Source organism: Dactylosporangium sp. NPDC051087, from assembly GCF_055586325.1.
Genome location: NZ_JBVJIJ010000069.1, coordinates 1 through 15,994, shown reverse-complemented (window position 1 = coordinate 15,994; position 15,994 = coordinate 1). Strand labels below are relative to the sequence as shown.

The window sequence follows — 15,994 nt, the reverse complement described above, 5'->3', positions numbered from 1 at the left end:
TCCCCCCCCCCCCCCCCCCCCCCCCCCCCCCCCCCCCCCCCCCCCCCCCCCCCCCCCCCCCCCCCCCCCCCCCCCCCCCCCCCCCCCCCCCCACCGCCGTGTCCGCCCGATCGAGAGCAACCGGCCCGGCCGAGAGCAAGCCGCCCCGTCGAGAGAAGGGGGTCTGCCGCAGGAACACCGCCCAGGACCTGCCACGACGCTGCACGAGCACCGGCCGACGCACGCTGGGACGGGTCCGGCACGCTTCGCGGACCGATCTGAGCTGGCAACGGCAGTCAAGCCCTGGGAACCCAGCACGGGGTCGAAGGGAGAAGATGCCGGGAGGGGACCCGAACGACCCGAAGCGTGATCCTGTCGCCACCCGCTGCGAATCCCGCGACGCACCAACCGAACCCGCTTGTGCCCCAGGGCAATGAATGCTGTCCTGAGAGCGTCGATTTGGCTCCCCACAAGCGAATCCTTCGCCGCAAGCGGTAGCCTGTCCGACGACATGCGCTCGTAGCTCAGCGGATAGAGCAGGGGACTTCTAATCCCAAGGTCGTAGGTTCGATCCCTACCGGGCGCACCACTTTCAGCGCTGCTCAGGCGCTCATACAGCCACTTGTACAGCCTAGGCACCGAAGAGGCGCTGAGCGGCGTCGTCGACGGCTGCCCGCTCGATCTCGGGCAGGACGTGCGCGTACGTGTTCATCGTGAGCCCGATCTGACTGTGCCCGAGGACCTTCATCACGGTCCGTGCCGAGGCACCCGAGACCAGGAGGAACGTGGCACAGGCGTGCCGCAGGTCGTGGAGCCGGAGCCAGTCGAGACCGGCGGCGGCCCGCAGCTGGTGCCAGGAGCGGTCGAGGTTGTCCGGCTCCATCGGGGTGCCCAGCCGGGCGGGAAAGACCAGGTCGTGATCGGTCCAGCTGTCGCCCGCAGCCTTCCGGGCCGCCTTCTGCGCCTTGCGGTGCTTCTTGAGCAACTTCTGCGTCTGCACCGCCACGGGCACCGTCCGGCGGGACCGGTCGGTCTTGGGCGCCGAGAACTCCAGCCGGCCGTTGGTCCGCATCAGCGTCTGCCGGACAGTCAGCGCGCCGCCGCCGAAGTCGATGTCCGACCAGCGCAGCCCCAGCAGCTCCCCGCGCCGCAGGCCGACGGTCAGCGCGGTGACGAACAGCGCCTCCAGCCGGTGGCCCTTCATGACGCCGAGCAGCCGCTTTGCCTCCTCGACCGTCAGTGCGCGCCGCTCCACCTGTTGCATCGACGGCGGACGGACGATTTTCGCCACGTTCCGATGTACCAGTTCCTCCCGTTCTGCGTCGCCGAGCGCGTTGCGGATCAGCCCGTGGATGTGCCGCACCGAACTTGCCGAAAGCCCGGACTCCGTCTTGGCCGCCAGCAGCTTCCGGATCAGCGTCGGCGTCAGCTTATCGAGCATGACCTTGCCGAGCGTCGGCCGGACGTGATTCTCGATGATCTTCCGGTAGCCCTGAAGGGTGGTCGGCCGGGTGCCATCAGCGCGTTTCAGCTCGATCCACTCGTCCAGCCAACTGCCGAACGTCCGTCGGGCGGCGGCAAGGTTCTGTCCGCGCTCCTGCCGGCGGCGAAGGTCCGCGAGCTTGTCCAGCACATCGCGTTCCGTCTTGCCATAGACCCACCTGCGGGTTCGCTTGCCCTCGATCCAGCCGAGATCGAGGATCGCGGCATACCCGTCCTTGTACGAGAAGACCGATCCTTCGCCTTGTGGCCGTCGCCGTTTCTCGGTCATGCCGCCTCCTCGTCGGTTGCCGAAAGCAGTTCCTCGATCGCGGCGAGCGGGATCAGCCGGGCGCGATCGAGCTTCACCGAGCGCAGTCGGCCGCTGCGCATCAGGACGTAGACCGTGTCTCGCGAGACGCCGAGCAGTCGTGCCGCTTCGGCGGGCCGCACACTCTTGCGGATCATCAAGCCGCTACCTTCCCCGTGGTTGCGTCGTCGTGGTCTGGCTTGGTCTGGCGTTGTCGCTCCCTCGCTTCGTTCAGCTGCGCTCGTTGCTGGATGCGCGCCGAGATGGACCGCAGCAGCCGGTGTTGGATCGGTGGGATGTCCGGGTCGTCGCGCCGGGCCATCTCCCAGGCGACCGGCGCGGGTGCTCCCGGTTCGCCGTCGGTCACCGGGACCTGGTCGTGGGCGTCGGTGACGCCGAGGAGCGCCTTCACCCAGGCGCGGGTGTCGTGCTTGTGGTCGGCGAGGGTCTTGCCGGACCACTGGCGGGACACGAGGACGCGTCGGCCGCCCATGCCGAGGGTGGTCCGCTGGTGGACCTTGGCCTTGCAGCGGCCGGCGGACTGGTTGGGGCGGGCGTTCTTGGGCTGGATGCCGTACCGGAGCCAGTTGGCGCACCGAGGCGAGCAGGGCGTGTACCGGAGCTCGTGCCAGAACCGCTCGAGGTGGGTGCGCTGCCGGTCGGTGTCGATGGTGTGGCAGGTGTCGACGGACTTGGTGAGGTACTTGGTCAGGTAGCCGATCAGCTTGTCGGCCTTCGCCGTGCCGCCCAGCACGCCCTCTGCGTGGACCTGCGGGCCGAACCGCGCCACGTGCACAGGTTCGTCGCCGATCTCGTCGAGGGCGTCTTCCCAGGTCGGCAGCGGCGCCCTGGTGTCCGGATCGACGTATGCGCGGTGATCCGGGTCCCAGATCGGCGCGTGGTGGTCCGGGTAGTACACGGTGTCGACAGGTGGCCACCAGACCTGGTGATAGGTCGCTGCGGCGATCCGGCGAAGCAGGTCGCGGGACATGGTGCCGCGCATGGCGAAGTGGGCGTGTGGGGCGAGGCGGCGTTGGGGTTCGACGGCGCCGAAGTATTGGATGGACCAGCCGGCGGCGCGGCGGGCGTTCTGCCAGAACCGGTCGAGCAGGGCCGGGAAGTGCACGGCGTCCCAGGCCGCGCGCCGGTAGTCGTAGGTGGCCGGGTTGACCGGGGTGCCGTCGTTACGGACGCGGCCGTACGTGTCGAGCGTGAGGGTCAGGAACGTGGAGGGCTGGAACACGTGCCCGTCGCGGCCTTCGTACGTGCGCCCGACCGTCGTCGGGGCGACCTTGAGCCGCGGGAGGTCGGGTGCGTCCTGGCGTCGTTTGGTCGAGCGGACGCGGCGAATCGGTTTGGGCGCGTCGGCCTGGTCGTCGCCCTCTGGCTTGCCGACCGGGGTCAGGTGGCCGCGCATCCCTGATTCGGTGATGGCCTGGTCGAGTTCGGCGACGGCGGCTTCGAGCTCGCGGACCTGGTCCCACTCCGCCGCCTGCTCCGCGCGGTTGCGTTCAAAGACGAAGTGCGCCCGGAGCACGATCAGGGAGCGTTGACCCTCAGTCGGCTCGTCAGGTTCGGGGAGCGGCTCGTCGGTGCGGTGCCAGCCCTCCCGGCACTGCTGCTGCCGCAGCCTGCGCGCCCGCTTCGCGCAAGGTGGGCACTTGTCCTCGCGGGTGGCGCCGCACGGCAGGTCGATGACCTCGCTGACGCCGGTGGTGAGGTCGGTACGGCGGAGCACGACCGGGCGAGTGCAGACGCCGTACTCGTGGGCGAGCTGCCGCAGGGCGTCGACGGAGCGGGGCATCGCGAAGCGGGCAGCGCGGGAGCCGGGGCGTTCGGTTGTCTGGGTCACCGGTGGGCAGCTCCGTTCACCCGCACGAACGCGTCCGGCGACACCAGCAGCCGCGACGGCGGCGCATCCGCCGGCACGACGACGGCGGGCGGCTCGATGGACGGAGCGGCCGGTACGTCGACAGGCGCCGGCAGCGTGACCGTTGACGCTGCCTCAGCGGCGGCAGGTGGGGTCGACAGGACGAGCTTGATCAGGGCAAGGAAGCCCAGGGCCGGGATGGCGGAGATGATCCAGCCGGACAGGCCTGGCTTGGCTTCGGCGAACTGGCCAGCGAGCGACAGGGTGACCGCGCCGACGATCATCGCGATGGGGTACCGGCCGACCGGGATGCCCCGGCTGCGCCGTCGGCGGGCCTCCAGGCCGGCGGCGAGCGGGATCAGTTCGGTCACGGCGGCATTGGCCCAACCAAACCAATCGCCGGTGCCGCGAGGCGAGTTGTGCATGGTCCAGTCGTGGACGTGGGTGAACGACGCGGCGCCGGCCATCCCGGCGACGGCGAGCAGGATCAGCACCTGCGCGCCGCCCTCGATCCGCGCGGTCATGCCGCCACCCGTCCCGCCGGCAGCGCCCGCCGCGCACTCTCCAGGACCGCGCGGGCGGTCAGGTCAATGCCCGCGGCGAGGAGATGCGCCTGCCGCGACGCGGTGACCTCGTCACGGTCGAGGCGAGCGGACAGCCGCAGTTCGATGTGACCGACACCGTTGATGGTCTCGATGCGGGTCGCGACGAGGCTGCCGTACGGCGCCCGCACCGTCATCGGCGCTGAACGGTGCTCCCCCGACGGGTACCCGAGACGCGCGGTGCACCGGTGGCCGGCGGCACACCAGTCCGGGCACTCCCGGTGTCGGCGGAACCAGGTCCGGCCGGTCGCCGACTCCCGGTGACCGATGCGCAGCGCGGTGGCGAGGTTGCGGGCGGCGTTCCAGACGTTGGCGTTCATGCTGCTGCACCTCCGCGGGCGACCGGCCGGAGCCGGGCGAAGTCATGGGCAAGGTCGGTGATGTCGTCATCGGTGAGGTACGAGAACCGGACCCGCATCGGCGTCGGGTCGCCGTCGAGGACGACGTACGCAACACCCGGCGAGCTGCGCGGAATCCGGTCGCAGAGCGCGCCACGGTCGCGGGCACCTTCGCCGAGGGTCAGGTCAACGTGCGCCTCTTCGGTGAGCCGCAGACCAATCCGGGTCGGGAACAGGTCCCGAAACGGCAGCACCTCTTTGCGCGGGTCCTGCAAGCACGCGACGACGTGCACGCCCACCGCGCGACCTTGGGTCAGCAGCACCCCGAGCGCCGCCTTGATCCGGTCCTTCAACTGCCGATCGGTGAGGTACGCCGTGAGCGCCGCAAGCTCGTCAATGACGATCACGATCAGCGGGTCACCGACCGACGGCACATGCTGACGCGTCTTGCCCCGCAGCCGCGCCGTCCGTTCGCGCATCGTGGCGACGGCCTCTTCGAGCATGTCCGCCATCGCCTTGAAGTCCTCACAGGCGAACCGGGCGAACAACGGCATCCCCGCCGCCAGCTCCATGCCGCCCTTCGGGTCGAACGCCCACACCTGCACCAGGCCGGAACGGATGCCCGAGGCCAGCGCCCGCAGCAAGGACCAGATCACCGAGCCCTTGCCCGCATCGGTCGCACCAACCACGAGGACCTGCGTGCCGAACAGCCGCAGCGCATACACCTCGCCGTCCTCACATTGCGCCAGCTCCAGCGACCGGAAGTCCGGCTCATCCGGCACCGGGAACGGCGGGACCGTCGCGAGCAGCGGGTCACCGCGCAGGAGCGTGACGACGACGAGGTCAGGCTTAACACCGGCGGACACCCGGCACGCGCGGGCGCCGAACGTGTGGGTAAGCCGCTCCGACACCTTGGCGAAGTCGTCGGGGATCTGCCCGGTGACCATTCGCACCGTGATGACATCTGCCATGGCGGTGCACCGGACTCGTTTCACGACCGGGATCACGGTCCGGCCGTCAAAGGTCACACCGAGGCCGGCGGTCACCATAGCCGGAAGCCACTGGCGCCGGTAGATCCACCGCCGCCACCGGCCCAGCACCGGGTAGCCGACGAAGCGGCCGAAGGTCGCGCGGTCGAATCCCCACCAGCAGGCGCCGACCGCGGCGAGCATGAGGACCAGGACGACGGGGATCTGCCAGCCGAACTTGAGGTAGAGCGCGGCGAGCGCGAGACCGGGCAGCGTGACGACCCAGTACCGCACGAGGAGGACCGCCAGACTCATCAGACCCTTACCCAGCCAGGCGAAGAGGACCAGCCAGAGCGGCAGCTTGAGGTACGGCGTGCGGACGTTGAACGGGGCAGGCTCGATCCGCTCGCCGCGGATGACGTTGATGAGGGGCATCGCGGTCACCGCCCGGACGTCTTGCCGGTAGTACGACGCACGCGACGCTCAACCGAGGTGAGCAGCGCCCTGCTCGTCTTGACGGCCGAGGCCATCTGGTCCAGCGCAGCGTGGAGCCGGCCCAGTTCCTCTGGGCAGGTCCCCCACAGGTCCCAGCAGCCAGGGTCGCCGATCTCGTGATGCGTGATGTCCCGCAGGGCTGCCGCGAACGTGCAGCCCGCCTCGTAGATGTCGTCCCGGTCGATGTCGGTGAACGCGTCGGCGGGCAGCAGCCGCGCCGAGTCCGCCCGGGTCTTGGTGGTGCACCCGCCGCACTGCACCGCGTCGGGTGCGAGGGCCGCGAGGCGCCCGCAGGCGGGGCAATTCCGCCAGACCGCACCGTCCGGTGCCGTAATCCGGGCAGCGTCAACTACCTTGGCCATGACAGCCTTCTCCTCTGCAAGGGGTGGGGTTGGACGCCGGGGGCGGGAGACTCTTGCTGGAGATGGCCCGCCCCCAGGCGTCAGAACTTCAGGCGGCGGCGCTGACCGTCCGCGCGATCTCGCCGGGCGCGACCATGGCGCCGGCGCGGATGGACCAGGCGAGCCGGGCGCGGCACTTGTGCGGCTGACGCTCGCCCTTGCAGCCGGTCGAGTCGTTGTACGGCGTCACCGTGAGATCGGTGAACGCCACCGGCGTGACGGTGAACCCGCCCCCGAGGTTGATGCCCTCTGGCGGTACGGGCTGATGCGGTGCGGCGATCTTCACCTTGACCTCGGTGGACCGGCCGAACTTCCCGGCCTCCGGGTCCTGGTCCATGACCTTGACGACCCACAGGCGGTTGCCCTGCTCGTCGCGGGCCTGGTTGTCGTCCTGCCGGAGCCGGTCGAAGTCGACCAGCTTGTCGACGCTCAGGAACAGCGCCCCGTTCGGGAACACGTACTCGAACGGCACCGGAATCTTGATCGAGTTGGGTACCACGGTTGCCCCTTCGCTGTTGCCAGAACCTGGCTACTTGACTAACCAAGTGAGCCAAGTATCACCTTGGCCAACATGGCTAGTCAAGCTTTGAGCGAAGGTCGTTTATGTCAGCGGGAGTACGGACGCCAGCTCCGGCACGTCACGCGACAGCACAGCGTCGACGGCGAGGAGCGGCCGGCCGCTCGTGTCGACCACCGCGAGCAGGGCAACAGCGACACAGCGACGCCGGTCGAGCCGAAGCGAAGCAGCCTCAGACGCTGTCGACATCCGCGCGCCAAGCCGCTCGACAACATGGTCGATCGCGAGGTCGCGACGGCGCGCCAGATGCGACAACAGGCTGCCCGAAAGCGGAGCAGTCGCGGCGAGCTCCGTTCCGCCTGCGATGTCCTCGCCCACGAGGACGGTGCTCAGCCCGTACGGCACGCCGCCGACCGCGAGGACATACCTTCGAGCGATCAGCGGTGCGCCCGCGGCGCATCCGAGCACTGCGGCGATTCGGCCCGTCGCGCCAACACGGGCAACGCCGGCCAACGTCGCACCTTGGTCGAGATCGAGCAGCAGGCGGACCCGACGAGGCAGCGACGCAAGGCCGGGCGCCGGACGGCCGAGGACGATCCGACCCTTTCCCTGGACACCCTCGACCCAGCCGTGCAGCCGGAGATATTCCAGGGCACGGACGACAGTGGAACGCGAGGCGCCGAACTCGCGGACGAGCTGGGCTTCACTGGGCAGCAGCGTGCCGACCGAGTAGGTCCGCCGGTCAATCCGCGCCTGCAAGGCGTTGATGATCTCGACATACTTCGGCGCACCCGACTCGATCGGCACTGTGACGACCCGACTCAGCCGCGCGCGACGGCGAGCATTTGGGACACCGTGGCCACGAGGTCCGCGGCCTGGTCCTCGGTCAGCTCGGTGCCCTCTTCGACCCCGTCGGGAAACTCCAGGAGGATGTTGGGTTTACCGCCGTTGATGGTCCACAGGGTGACGTCGATCAGGCTCCCGGTGTCCGGGTCTGCGCAACCGACGACCGGCCGAGACCTGTGCGTCGCGTAGAGCACACCGGGCTCACCGACGTGGCATTCCGACCGCTCGCACCAGTGCGGGTGAACGACTTCGCTTCCGCTCACGGGACTTCTCCTCTGCTGCTGGACTTGGCTGCGACAAGCGCGACAACGTGCAGCAGCACCGGAACGGCCAGGTCTGCGGACCTGGGAGCGAGTGTTCAGCGTCGGCCCTACACCAACGGCCGCCCCGGTACTGGCGTGCACGACCCGGTCCCCCGTTCAGACCGTTTCGCAGATTTGACTAGCTTGGCTAGTCAGATTCACCGTATGGCTGCAGGTCGACTCGGACAAGAGGACGCTCCCCAGATATTTCTCACCTGACTAGTCAGGTCATAGGCTGATCGCGTGAACGCCGAAGCGGACGACCTCGACGGCCTGGACCCGGACGATCCACGTCCCGCGTCTCAGCAGATTGCCAATGTGCTGCGCGCCGCGATCCTGACGCGTCGCTTCCAACCGGGCGAACGCCTTCCATCGCAGAACGAGCTTGCCGACCGCTACGGCGTCGCGCGCGAAACGGTGAAGTCCGCGCTCCGCACCCTGCGCGAAGAACGCCTCATCGTCACCCGCCAGGGCAGCGGTGCCTTCGTTCGCGCCCAGACGGAGCGCCCCGTCGGCCTGCGCCCGCACATCGAGGCCGCGTTCGAGCGCCAGCACGTGTCGATCGACTTTGCCGGCTTCTCCAGCGAAACCCTCCATGGCGCGCTGTCCGAACCGCTCGACAAGATCCGGGCAGGCCGACTGACGCCTGAGTCGATCGCGATCCGCATCCTGGTCCCCGACCACTCCAAGCCTGCTGCGGTCCCATCAGCCGCCGAAGGCCCGGAAGCCGACAAGGCAGTACGCGACCGCGCGACGCGGATCAGCCGGCGGCACAGCGAGGCAATCATCGACTCGGTCCGCGAGCTCGGCGAACTCGGCCTCGTCCGCTCCGCCACCTGCGAAGTCCGCCAACACGGCACCGCGGTCCTGTTCAAGGTCTACATCCTGAACAACACCGAGGCGTTCTTCGGCTTCTACCCGGTCGTCCGCCACACCGTGACCATCGACCACGAATCGGTTCCGATCTACGACGTTTTGGGCAAGGACGTCCCGCTCTTCCAGTTCGCCGCCGGCGACGACGAAGACGACATGCTCACCCAGTACGTCCAGCAGGCCCGTGCCTGGTTCGACAGCGTCTGGAACACCATCGCACGCAAGCAGACTGGATGACGGCCTCGCTCGCCGCACTGATGAGCCGAACCGAAGTCCTGCTCGTCGACTTCGACGGCCCCGTCTGCGCCCTGTTTGCGACGCTCTCAGCGGCCGCCGTGGCCGACCGGCTTCGCAGTGTTGCGGCATTGCACGGCTTCACCGCAACCGCAGACGAACCCCTTGCGCTTCTGCGTGAGGTGGACCTCGTCAGGGATCCGGCGCTGAGCCGAGCAGTCTCCACCGCCGCGCGCGAGGCAGAGATCGAAGCATCCGTTGGAGCGACCCCCACGCCAGGGGCAGAGGAAGTCGTGCGGACGGCCAAAGCCAGCCAGCGGCGGGTCGCAATCGTCAGCAACAATTCAACCGAAGCAGTCACGGCCTACCTCGCACGACACGAACTCATCGAGCACGTCGATCTAGTCGTCGGTCGCTACGCCGGTATGACTGCGGAACTACTGAAGCCGAACCCACACCTGGTGCAACTCGCGCTCACCCAGCTCAGGGTCACTGCCGCCGGCGCCACATTCGTGGGTGACTCGGTCACCGACATCGCAGCTGGCATCGCAATCGGCGTGCCAACCATCGGTTATGCGAACAAGCCGGACAAATACGATCGGCTGACCGACGCCGGCGCAAGTGATGTCATCACGTCCATGACCGCCCTCACAGTCTCAATGCACACAGCACCAACAGGGAGGTCTTGATGGCCGCTTGGCCGAGTCTCCCAGCCGGCATCGCTGAGAATATTGCCAAGCGCTGGCCCGAGCGCGCCCATACCTGGACGGAAAATGTCGAAGCCGAGCTTCGCGAAGTCTGTGAGAGGTACAGCGCGACACCACGTGACGTACTACCTGCGCGATACGGCTTCGTGGTAGCCGCTGACAGCCCGCGCGGCGGCCTTGTTTTCAAGTCGAGCCCAGACCCTGACGCATGGCTGCAGGCAGAAGTCGCATTGTCACTCACCAACCTTGGGGTATCCCCAACTCTCCACGAGACCATCGGCTCGATCGCTGGCGTGTGGACCATCATGGACGAAATTGTGCCCGGCGTGCCGTTAGCGCTTACGGACCGGAATACCGTTGATCTCACAAGACTGGCAGCGCCATTCGCCAAAATGCTCGACCAGCCGCCGCCACGGCAGGATCTACCTAGCGTATACGATTGGCTCCATGAACGATTATTGGACGACAATCTCGCGGATCTACCGATTTGGCGGGATGGTCCAGCGCCGCAACGCGAGCGGCTCGAAGCGCTCCAAACGCTCGACAGGCTCGCACGCAAGGCAGAACCGGCATTGTGCCACGGAGACGCATCTACGTGGAATCTCCTTACGACAGCTAATGGCGAATGGATGCTCGTTGATCCGCGCGGGGTGACAGGTGAGGTTGGATACGATCTCGCCGTCGTTGCCCTCAAACTGCGCGGACCGCTGCCAGCGAATGAAGCAGGACGTCAACTTGCCGAACTGACTGGAGTGCCGTCGGACCGTCTGCAAAGTTGGCTCCTCGTCGCCGAGGCTGCACGCGTGTAGGCCGTCGATCTGGCGTCAACCGCACGGCCAATCTCAGGCATGAGCAGGAACTATTTGTAGTCGTGGAGTCCAATATGGTCCACCACCACTCGCAATCCCGCGAGATCAATCGCGAAATAGATTCGTCCGCATTGATCAGGCGACTTGAAGTCGTCAACCTTAACGTGCGGCTCAGCAACGAATAACTGTTTAACTCCATCAATTTCAATATGCGGGGGACACAGACCCTTGTCGGTTAAGGCGATCTCAATTCCGTGTGCCCGGATCGCGTGCTCTGCAAAGTCGACGCCTAGCCGTCCACGCCTGTTCCTGTAATCGCGGGCAACCTCCCCCAACCGCTTAACATGATCGTACATCCGCGCAGGCCTGGGGTAGGCGTTTCCGGAAAGCATCTTGCGAGCACGGTCCGACAGCACGAAATGAGGTCCTACTAGTTCCAAAATTCTCGCACTTGCCTCGATCCAGTTTGCGATCTCCGGATCCTTAGCGCGACCCGAGCGACGATCGATTTCAGCAAGGTGCATGACCAATTCAATTAGGCAATCGTCATAGTCGACAGCAGTTTGAGACACCCCCAATACCTCAGCGTACGCTCCAGGGCGGGCTGCTCTGAACGGCTTCAGAAACACCTCGGGATTGCGAACAAAGTTCGCCCATACCAGCAATGCGTCTCGCGGAACAGACTGCAAATCACCAATCACGATCGGCCTGGCAGCTTCCGGATTGGCCCGAATGTCGAGCTTAATGCCAAAGAGTCCGCCAGCGAACTGAAAGTCACGCTGCCACTCATCTGGCAGCAGGCCTTCCGACTTTGAGCCACCCAAAAGGGCTGTTACCGTGTACCACTTCTTTGACCGAGCATCTGGAGTAGGGTCAAAATGCGATGCTGCGGCACGGTAGAGCGAAAGCATGTTCAGCGCGAACTCGTGCAGATCGTGCGTCCATAGCTGGGTACCTTCTAACACTAGGGTACTACCAAAGCTAATGCCGTTCTCAACGAACAGGACGCGTGAAGTACCGTAGAGCGGCCCGTCGGATGAACGCAGGCAAATTGCCGCGCCAATGTACCTGGGATTCAGTCGTGGCGACTTTACGTCTATGCCGAAGGTCGCCAAAATCCCGGGATCCGGTTTCGTCAAGGGCACGACGACGGTGGGCGACGCAAAAAGCAGTCCACGCGCGCCAGCAGACTCCTCCGCTCCTAGGTTGAGAATTAAATCATCGAACTTGCCAGCCGCTTTGATCCCGGCGATATCGCCGGGCAGAACCAATTTACCCTCACCAGGCACTACTAGCTTTGACTTTGGCCTGTATTCAATAGGCCACGGACCTTCATCTTTCCGATTGGGGATCACGCGCGCTACACTGAGGACCTCCGCCAACGTCTGCACAGTCTGCTAGTCCTCAAAGAGATACCCGACGGGAATACATAGCTTCCGCAACTCAGCAATTGGCATTCTTTCGATTGCCATATGCATTCGAGCGCGCAACTCTGAGTCCTCCTTCGGCATTCCCTGGGTCCGGTCAATCGTCGCGCGCGACTTTGTTAGGATGCGCAGCATCGTCGCCGCCCGAGCGCCCTCGTCTGTCCTTTGCATGCTTTGCGGGGAAGCTGCATCGGCAGGACGGTCCGAGTCCTCGGAGGCAACCGGTCGACGTTCAATCTCAACATCGAGATCTGCGTCCAACGAGTCGCGCCACCGCATGGCTTCGGCAAAGACTCTCATACCAAGCACCTTGTGCCAACGCTGCAGCTCGCTCGGGACCGTGCGAAGAACGTCGACGAATAGTTTCAAGGGCTTGTCACTGTCGAGTGCAGTCTGAAGAAGGGTCTTCAGGTCGCCACCCGGCAACTCTTCCATATACTCACGCATCCAGGCAAGCTGGGTTTGCATCTCAATGGGGCGAATCTCTACGAATGTCTGTGGTTCTCGCTGAAGACGCAATCGAAGGTCACGGTACTTAGCAGGCTCAAAAGGAACGGACTCCCGTGGAATAATCAGCGCCTTGCCGATACTGGTGTCGTAGTAGCGCAGTTTTCCCTGATCCCAGTCAATGAATGCACGCCAAAGATCCGGCCGAACAAAATGGCTCGACTCCGATTGAGGCTCCAGCCCGCCGGCACGGCCGACTGCAAGATCGCCAGCGCGCCCTGAATCAACCGAGACATGGCCCGCGTCAGCGGCAGCAAATAAGAAATCACGGAATCGTCGGAATCCGACCAACTTCGGATCAAACCCGCCGTAAGTTCGCCTTTTCATCTCCAGACGAACTTCGCTCGCCGTCGGATTGCGAGAACCTGCCGTGGTCAGACTTTCCACGGACTTAGCAAGGACCGCGAACGCCTCGACCTGAAGCTCTTCGAGCGGTACCTCATCAGGGCGCTGGGCATCCATACTGCTTTCCGTCACTACTACTCCCCTGTGAGCTAGGCCGGGACCCATTATGGATCCCGGCCTGTCGCATCTGTGGAAGTAGTCCCGGCAACAGCTGATGATGGACACTGCTTCCCCGCAGGGGCCCGATCTCGCGTCCTGCTTGCCTACTGCGCGTCAGCAAAGCATGCGGCCACGGGCTGATCCACTCACCCACACCCCGTCCCCTCGGCGGCATACCAGGGAACAGAGCTTCAGCACTCTCCTGTGTAAAGGATGGCGCCTGCCATAACTAGCGTCAAGCGGAACTAGCAAAGTCGCTGTCGTTTTGTCCGATAGTGTACTATTTTTGTGAAGAAACTTTTCACGGCACGACTAGACATCAGTCTTACACTGGTGTAAGCCCAGCGACATCCCGGCTAGGCTGACCGGCCCGTCGGGCGCCTGCGGCGTGGCTTGCCACCGGTCAGCCTAGCCGGGATGTCAAGGTCTGGTCGCGATGATGCCGTCTTCGGCCTGACGGTTGGCGTTAGCCGATCCCGGCAGCCTCAGGTTGGGCACTGCCGAGTTGAGCCGTTCTACATCAAGGCGCCGCTGACGCGGCGCGTCGTGTGGTTGTGAGCGTGCCGCAGCTGGGGGTCGCCTTCGCTAGATCTAGCGCGCTGCCAGACTGAAGCCCGCCCTCAGGCATGGGACGCGGAGGCGGGACGATTGGCTGTCACGGTTGAAGGTCCGCATGCCGTGACTACTACGGCTTACGCACGTTGACGCCAAGTCCACGAGGGCCGGGCGGTGGCAGCTCACCACGCCGCTTGGCGTTGAAGTACACGTCCGCAACCGACCCGCCCGACAGCCCCATGCGCAGCTGCAGGTACCGGTCGAGCTCGTATGCGCAGGTCGCGCAAACCCAGCCGTACATGGGCTTGTCTTTCCGACAGCCCGCTCCGCACCGCTCACACGGCCTTCGAGATTGCGAGGCCCTCGGCTTTGGCTCTGTCGGCTGCACGGCAGGCTCCGACGCATCCGCCGGCCGGCCTAGCGCTCGCCGCTCGCGATGGCGCTGACGTTTCGCTGAGTCCTTTGCCACTGTCAGTAGCCTCCTCAGACTCAGTGTGTCATCCGTGTTCATTGATGCACTGAGACAACACGCACTCGAGGACGAGGGGCGTGCAGTGGCAAAGACGCCGCTCGCGCTCGGCCTGCTGGCGGCGCAAGCGCCGGCATCGGCCGGCGCGGCGGCAAGGGTGCGCTTTCCGGCCGCTGCCTGCCATCATGCTTTCGTGTTCGAGCCAGGCTCGCGTTCCAAGCAGACAGCGACCTTCATGCTGCCAGCGGACGTCGACGCGTTCAGCCAAGCGCTGGCACCGGCGATCGAGGGGTTCGCTCACTGGCAGACGCACGACCGCGAAGCGGGCGTCATCCTCCACGATTCGCTGTCTACCGCGATGCGATACGACGGCGTCCAGGCGTTCCTGCGCCTCCTCGGCCGGGACGGCGGCACGGTCGGACCCATAATCCAGTACCTGCACACCTCCGTGTGGACGAGGGATGCCGGCATCCTCGAAGCGACGGGAGGCCGGTACCGGCCAACTGGTGTCCAGCCTGAGGAGATGACGCCTGGCCGGCCGGCCTTCAAGTGGTTTCCGGAAGAGCAGGCGGACTGCGTTCAGCGGGACTTCGTCGAGCTGGTCGGCCTGGCGTGGAAGGCGCTCAACGCGGTGACCTCGCCGCATCTGATGACGGCGGCCGGTAAGCCGGTCCGCAACTGGCGTATAGGACCGGCGGCGAAGGCATGGGTGAGGCACGATCCTGGGCGGGTGATCCGTGACTACGGACTGCACCTGCGGCTCAAGGAGCCAAGCGGAGGCCGGGCGCGAGGCGTGGCGCCGTGACGAGCGCGTGGGTGGTCACCCGCCGTCGAGGTCGGGGCGCTCGGCTGCCGCGCCGGCTTCGCCGGCTTGCCATCGGCCGGCGTGGTTGCTGCAGTTGGCGACCTGACCGCACAAGCCAGCTCGTCGGCCAGGCACAAGCCTTCGGAGCTCGAAGACGCTGCGCGACGGTACTTCTCATGCCCGGCCTACCTGCGGCGCTGGCATCGGCCTGCGTCTGCACCGCTGGTTCAACCTCCGCGCCCCGGTCCGTTGGACGTCGAATGACACCCTGAAAGCCAGACGAGGAATCGGGGTGCTCAATGGGTGACTTGGCACAACAGGCATTCACGATCGGCGGCGTCGTTGTCGGCGCCGTTCTGACCTACCTCGCCACGGTAGTCAACGAGAGAACCCGCTGGCGGCGTGACCGAACGACCCGACTGGACGAGCGCCGAACCGCTGCGTACGTCGCCTACGGCAGGTCAGTCAAGGCATGCTTCTCGGTTGCCTCGCGCATTGCTGCAGCGAAGGAACTGAACGCCACGATGGTGCCCCTCCCGCCAGACGTAGGAATGGCTGAGCTTGATCGCCTGTCGACGCGCCGGGAGGAGGAGTGGGAGCACGTCCTTCTCCTCGGAGATCCAGCCACCATCGACGCTGCGCGCGCCTGGCATCGCAGTCTTTGGCATCTTGAATGGTTCGTTCGTGACCGCGTCGCGGATGCTGACCCCGCAAGTTGGGACCATGCCGTAGTCGCGTTCTCCGAGAACCGAGATCGGTACTACCGCACGGCCCGCCAAAGCCTCGGCATCGCAGGGAGTAGCACGAGCGACAGATCATGGCCACCGCCATGGATCGGCCCGTCGCAGTAGTCCTAGAAGGCCTGGCGAGAGCGGTTAGCACGTTGCCCGGCTACTGCCTCCGCCTAGTACGGCAGCCGCCGTTCGGGATCATGGCTGAAGCTCGGCGCTGAGTCGTCGTGCGTAGTGGGAGCGGCGGGCTCGGGCTTGGTGGCGGC

General features: G+C 65.9%; 17 protein-coding genes and 1 tRNA gene. 5 read left to right on the top strand and 13 right to left on the bottom strand.

Annotated features, from left to right (window positions below; translation table 11 throughout):
• Positions 1-492: 492 nt before the first annotated feature.
• Positions 493-568: transfer RNA gene (locus ACZ6TV_RS54495), tRNA-Arg, on the top strand.
• A gap of 42 nt (positions 569-610) precedes the next feature.
• On the opposite strand, the gene ACZ6TV_RS54490 is transcribed toward ACZ6TV_RS54495, so the two are convergent.
• From ACZ6TV_RS54490 to ACZ6TV_RS54445, 10 genes are all read right to left on the bottom strand, one after another.
• Positions 611-1,750 carry a tyrosine-type recombinase/integrase gene (locus ACZ6TV_RS54490; protein ID WP_465309523.1) on the bottom strand — a complete coding sequence of 380 codons (1,140 nt, stop codon included), beginning with the start codon at positions 1,748-1,750 and terminating at the stop codon, positions 611-613.
• A complete protein-coding gene (locus tag ACZ6TV_RS54485; RefSeq protein ID WP_465309527.1) occupies positions 1,747-1,926 on the bottom strand; it encodes a helix-turn-helix domain-containing protein in 180 nt (59 codons plus the stop codon). The genes ACZ6TV_RS54490 and ACZ6TV_RS54485 overlap by 4 nt, the downstream gene beginning before the upstream one ends.
• On the bottom strand, positions 1,926-3,572 hold the full coding sequence (locus ACZ6TV_RS54480) for a replication initiator (RefSeq protein ID WP_465309525.1): 1,647 nt from the start codon (positions 3,570-3,572) through the stop codon (positions 1,926-1,928). The genes ACZ6TV_RS54485 and ACZ6TV_RS54480 overlap by 1 nt, the downstream gene beginning before the upstream one ends.
• 44 nt (positions 3,573-3,616) lie before the next feature.
• Positions 3,617-4,162: a DUF2637 domain-containing protein gene (locus tag ACZ6TV_RS54475; protein ID WP_465309521.1), complete on the bottom strand. Its 546-nt coding sequence runs from the start codon at positions 4,160-4,162 to the stop codon at positions 3,617-3,619.
• Positions 4,159-4,560 carry a hypothetical protein gene (locus tag ACZ6TV_RS54470; RefSeq protein WP_465309519.1) on the bottom strand — a complete coding sequence of 134 codons (402 nt, stop codon included), beginning with the start codon at positions 4,558-4,560 and terminating at the stop codon, positions 4,159-4,161. The genes ACZ6TV_RS54475 and ACZ6TV_RS54470 overlap by 4 nt, the downstream gene beginning before the upstream one ends.
• A complete protein-coding gene (locus ACZ6TV_RS54465; RefSeq protein ID WP_465309517.1) occupies positions 4,557-5,750 on the bottom strand; it encodes an FtsK/SpoIIIE domain-containing protein in 1,194 nt (397 codons plus the stop codon). Before ACZ6TV_RS54465 ends, ACZ6TV_RS54470 begins: the two co-directional genes overlap by 4 nt.
• Positions 5,751-5,986: 236 nt before the next feature.
• Positions 5,987-6,403, bottom strand: a complete 417-nt coding sequence (locus ACZ6TV_RS54460) for a hypothetical protein (RefSeq protein ID WP_465309515.1) — start codon at positions 6,401-6,403, stop codon at positions 5,987-5,989.
• An 88-nt stretch (positions 6,404-6,491) separates the two neighbouring features.
• On the bottom strand, positions 6,492-6,941 hold the full coding sequence (locus ACZ6TV_RS54455) for a hypothetical protein (protein ID WP_465309513.1): 450 nt from the start codon (positions 6,939-6,941) through the stop codon (positions 6,492-6,494).
• Between the two features lie 102 nt (positions 6,942-7,043).
• The gene (locus ACZ6TV_RS54450; RefSeq protein ID WP_465309511.1) at positions 7,044-7,766 is read right to left on the bottom strand and encodes a GntR family transcriptional regulator; all 723 of its coding nucleotides are present in this window, start codon (positions 7,764-7,766) and stop codon (positions 7,044-7,046) included.
• A gap of 14 nt (positions 7,767-7,780) precedes the next feature.
• Positions 7,781-7,999 (bottom strand): hypothetical protein, encoded by a 219-nt coding sequence (locus tag ACZ6TV_RS54445; protein WP_465309509.1) that lies wholly within the window; start codon positions 7,997-7,999, stop codon positions 7,781-7,783.
• Between the two features lie 351 nt (positions 8,000-8,350).
• Between ACZ6TV_RS54445 and ACZ6TV_RS54440 the strand changes: the two genes are divergently transcribed.
• From ACZ6TV_RS54440 to ACZ6TV_RS54430, 3 genes are read left to right on the top strand one after another with little or no spacing between them, the layout of a single operon-like run.
• Entirely contained in the window at positions 8,351-9,217 is an 867-nt protein-coding gene (locus ACZ6TV_RS54440) for a GntR family transcriptional regulator (protein WP_465309507.1), read from the top strand.
• Entirely contained in the window at positions 9,214-9,903 is a 690-nt protein-coding gene (locus ACZ6TV_RS54435; RefSeq protein ID WP_465309505.1) for an HAD family hydrolase, read from the top strand. Before ACZ6TV_RS54440 ends, ACZ6TV_RS54435 begins: the two co-directional genes overlap by 4 nt.
• Positions 9,903-10,730 (top strand): phosphotransferase, encoded by an 828-nt coding sequence (locus tag ACZ6TV_RS54430; RefSeq protein WP_465309503.1) that lies wholly within the window; start codon positions 9,903-9,905, stop codon positions 10,728-10,730. Before ACZ6TV_RS54435 ends, ACZ6TV_RS54430 begins: the two co-directional genes overlap by 1 nt.
• A gap of 50 nt (positions 10,731-10,780) precedes the next feature.
• Here ACZ6TV_RS54430 and ACZ6TV_RS54425 read toward each other — a convergent pair whose 3' ends face one another.
• The 3 genes from ACZ6TV_RS54425 to ACZ6TV_RS54415 form a co-directional block, all read right to left on the bottom strand.
• Positions 10,781-12,112 carry a hypothetical protein gene (locus ACZ6TV_RS54425; RefSeq protein ID WP_465309501.1) on the bottom strand — a complete coding sequence of 444 codons (1,332 nt, stop codon included), beginning with the start codon at positions 12,110-12,112 and terminating at the stop codon, positions 10,781-10,783.
• 15 nt (positions 12,113-12,127) lie between these two features.
• A complete protein-coding gene (locus ACZ6TV_RS54420) occupies positions 12,128-13,141 on the bottom strand; it encodes a UPF0158 family protein (protein WP_465309499.1) in 1,014 nt (337 codons plus the stop codon).
• A gap of 712 nt (positions 13,142-13,853) precedes the next feature.
• Positions 13,854-14,024, bottom strand: a complete 171-nt coding sequence (locus ACZ6TV_RS54415) for a hypothetical protein (protein ID WP_465309497.1) — start codon at positions 14,022-14,024, stop codon at positions 13,854-13,856.
• A 202-nt stretch (positions 14,025-14,226) separates the two neighbouring features.
• On the opposite strand from ACZ6TV_RS54415, the gene ACZ6TV_RS54410 reads away from it, so the two are divergent.
• On the top strand, positions 14,227-14,997 hold the full coding sequence (locus ACZ6TV_RS54410) for a hypothetical protein (RefSeq protein WP_465309495.1): 771 nt from the start codon (positions 14,227-14,229) through the stop codon (positions 14,995-14,997).
• Positions 14,998-15,994 lie beyond the last annotated feature (997 nt).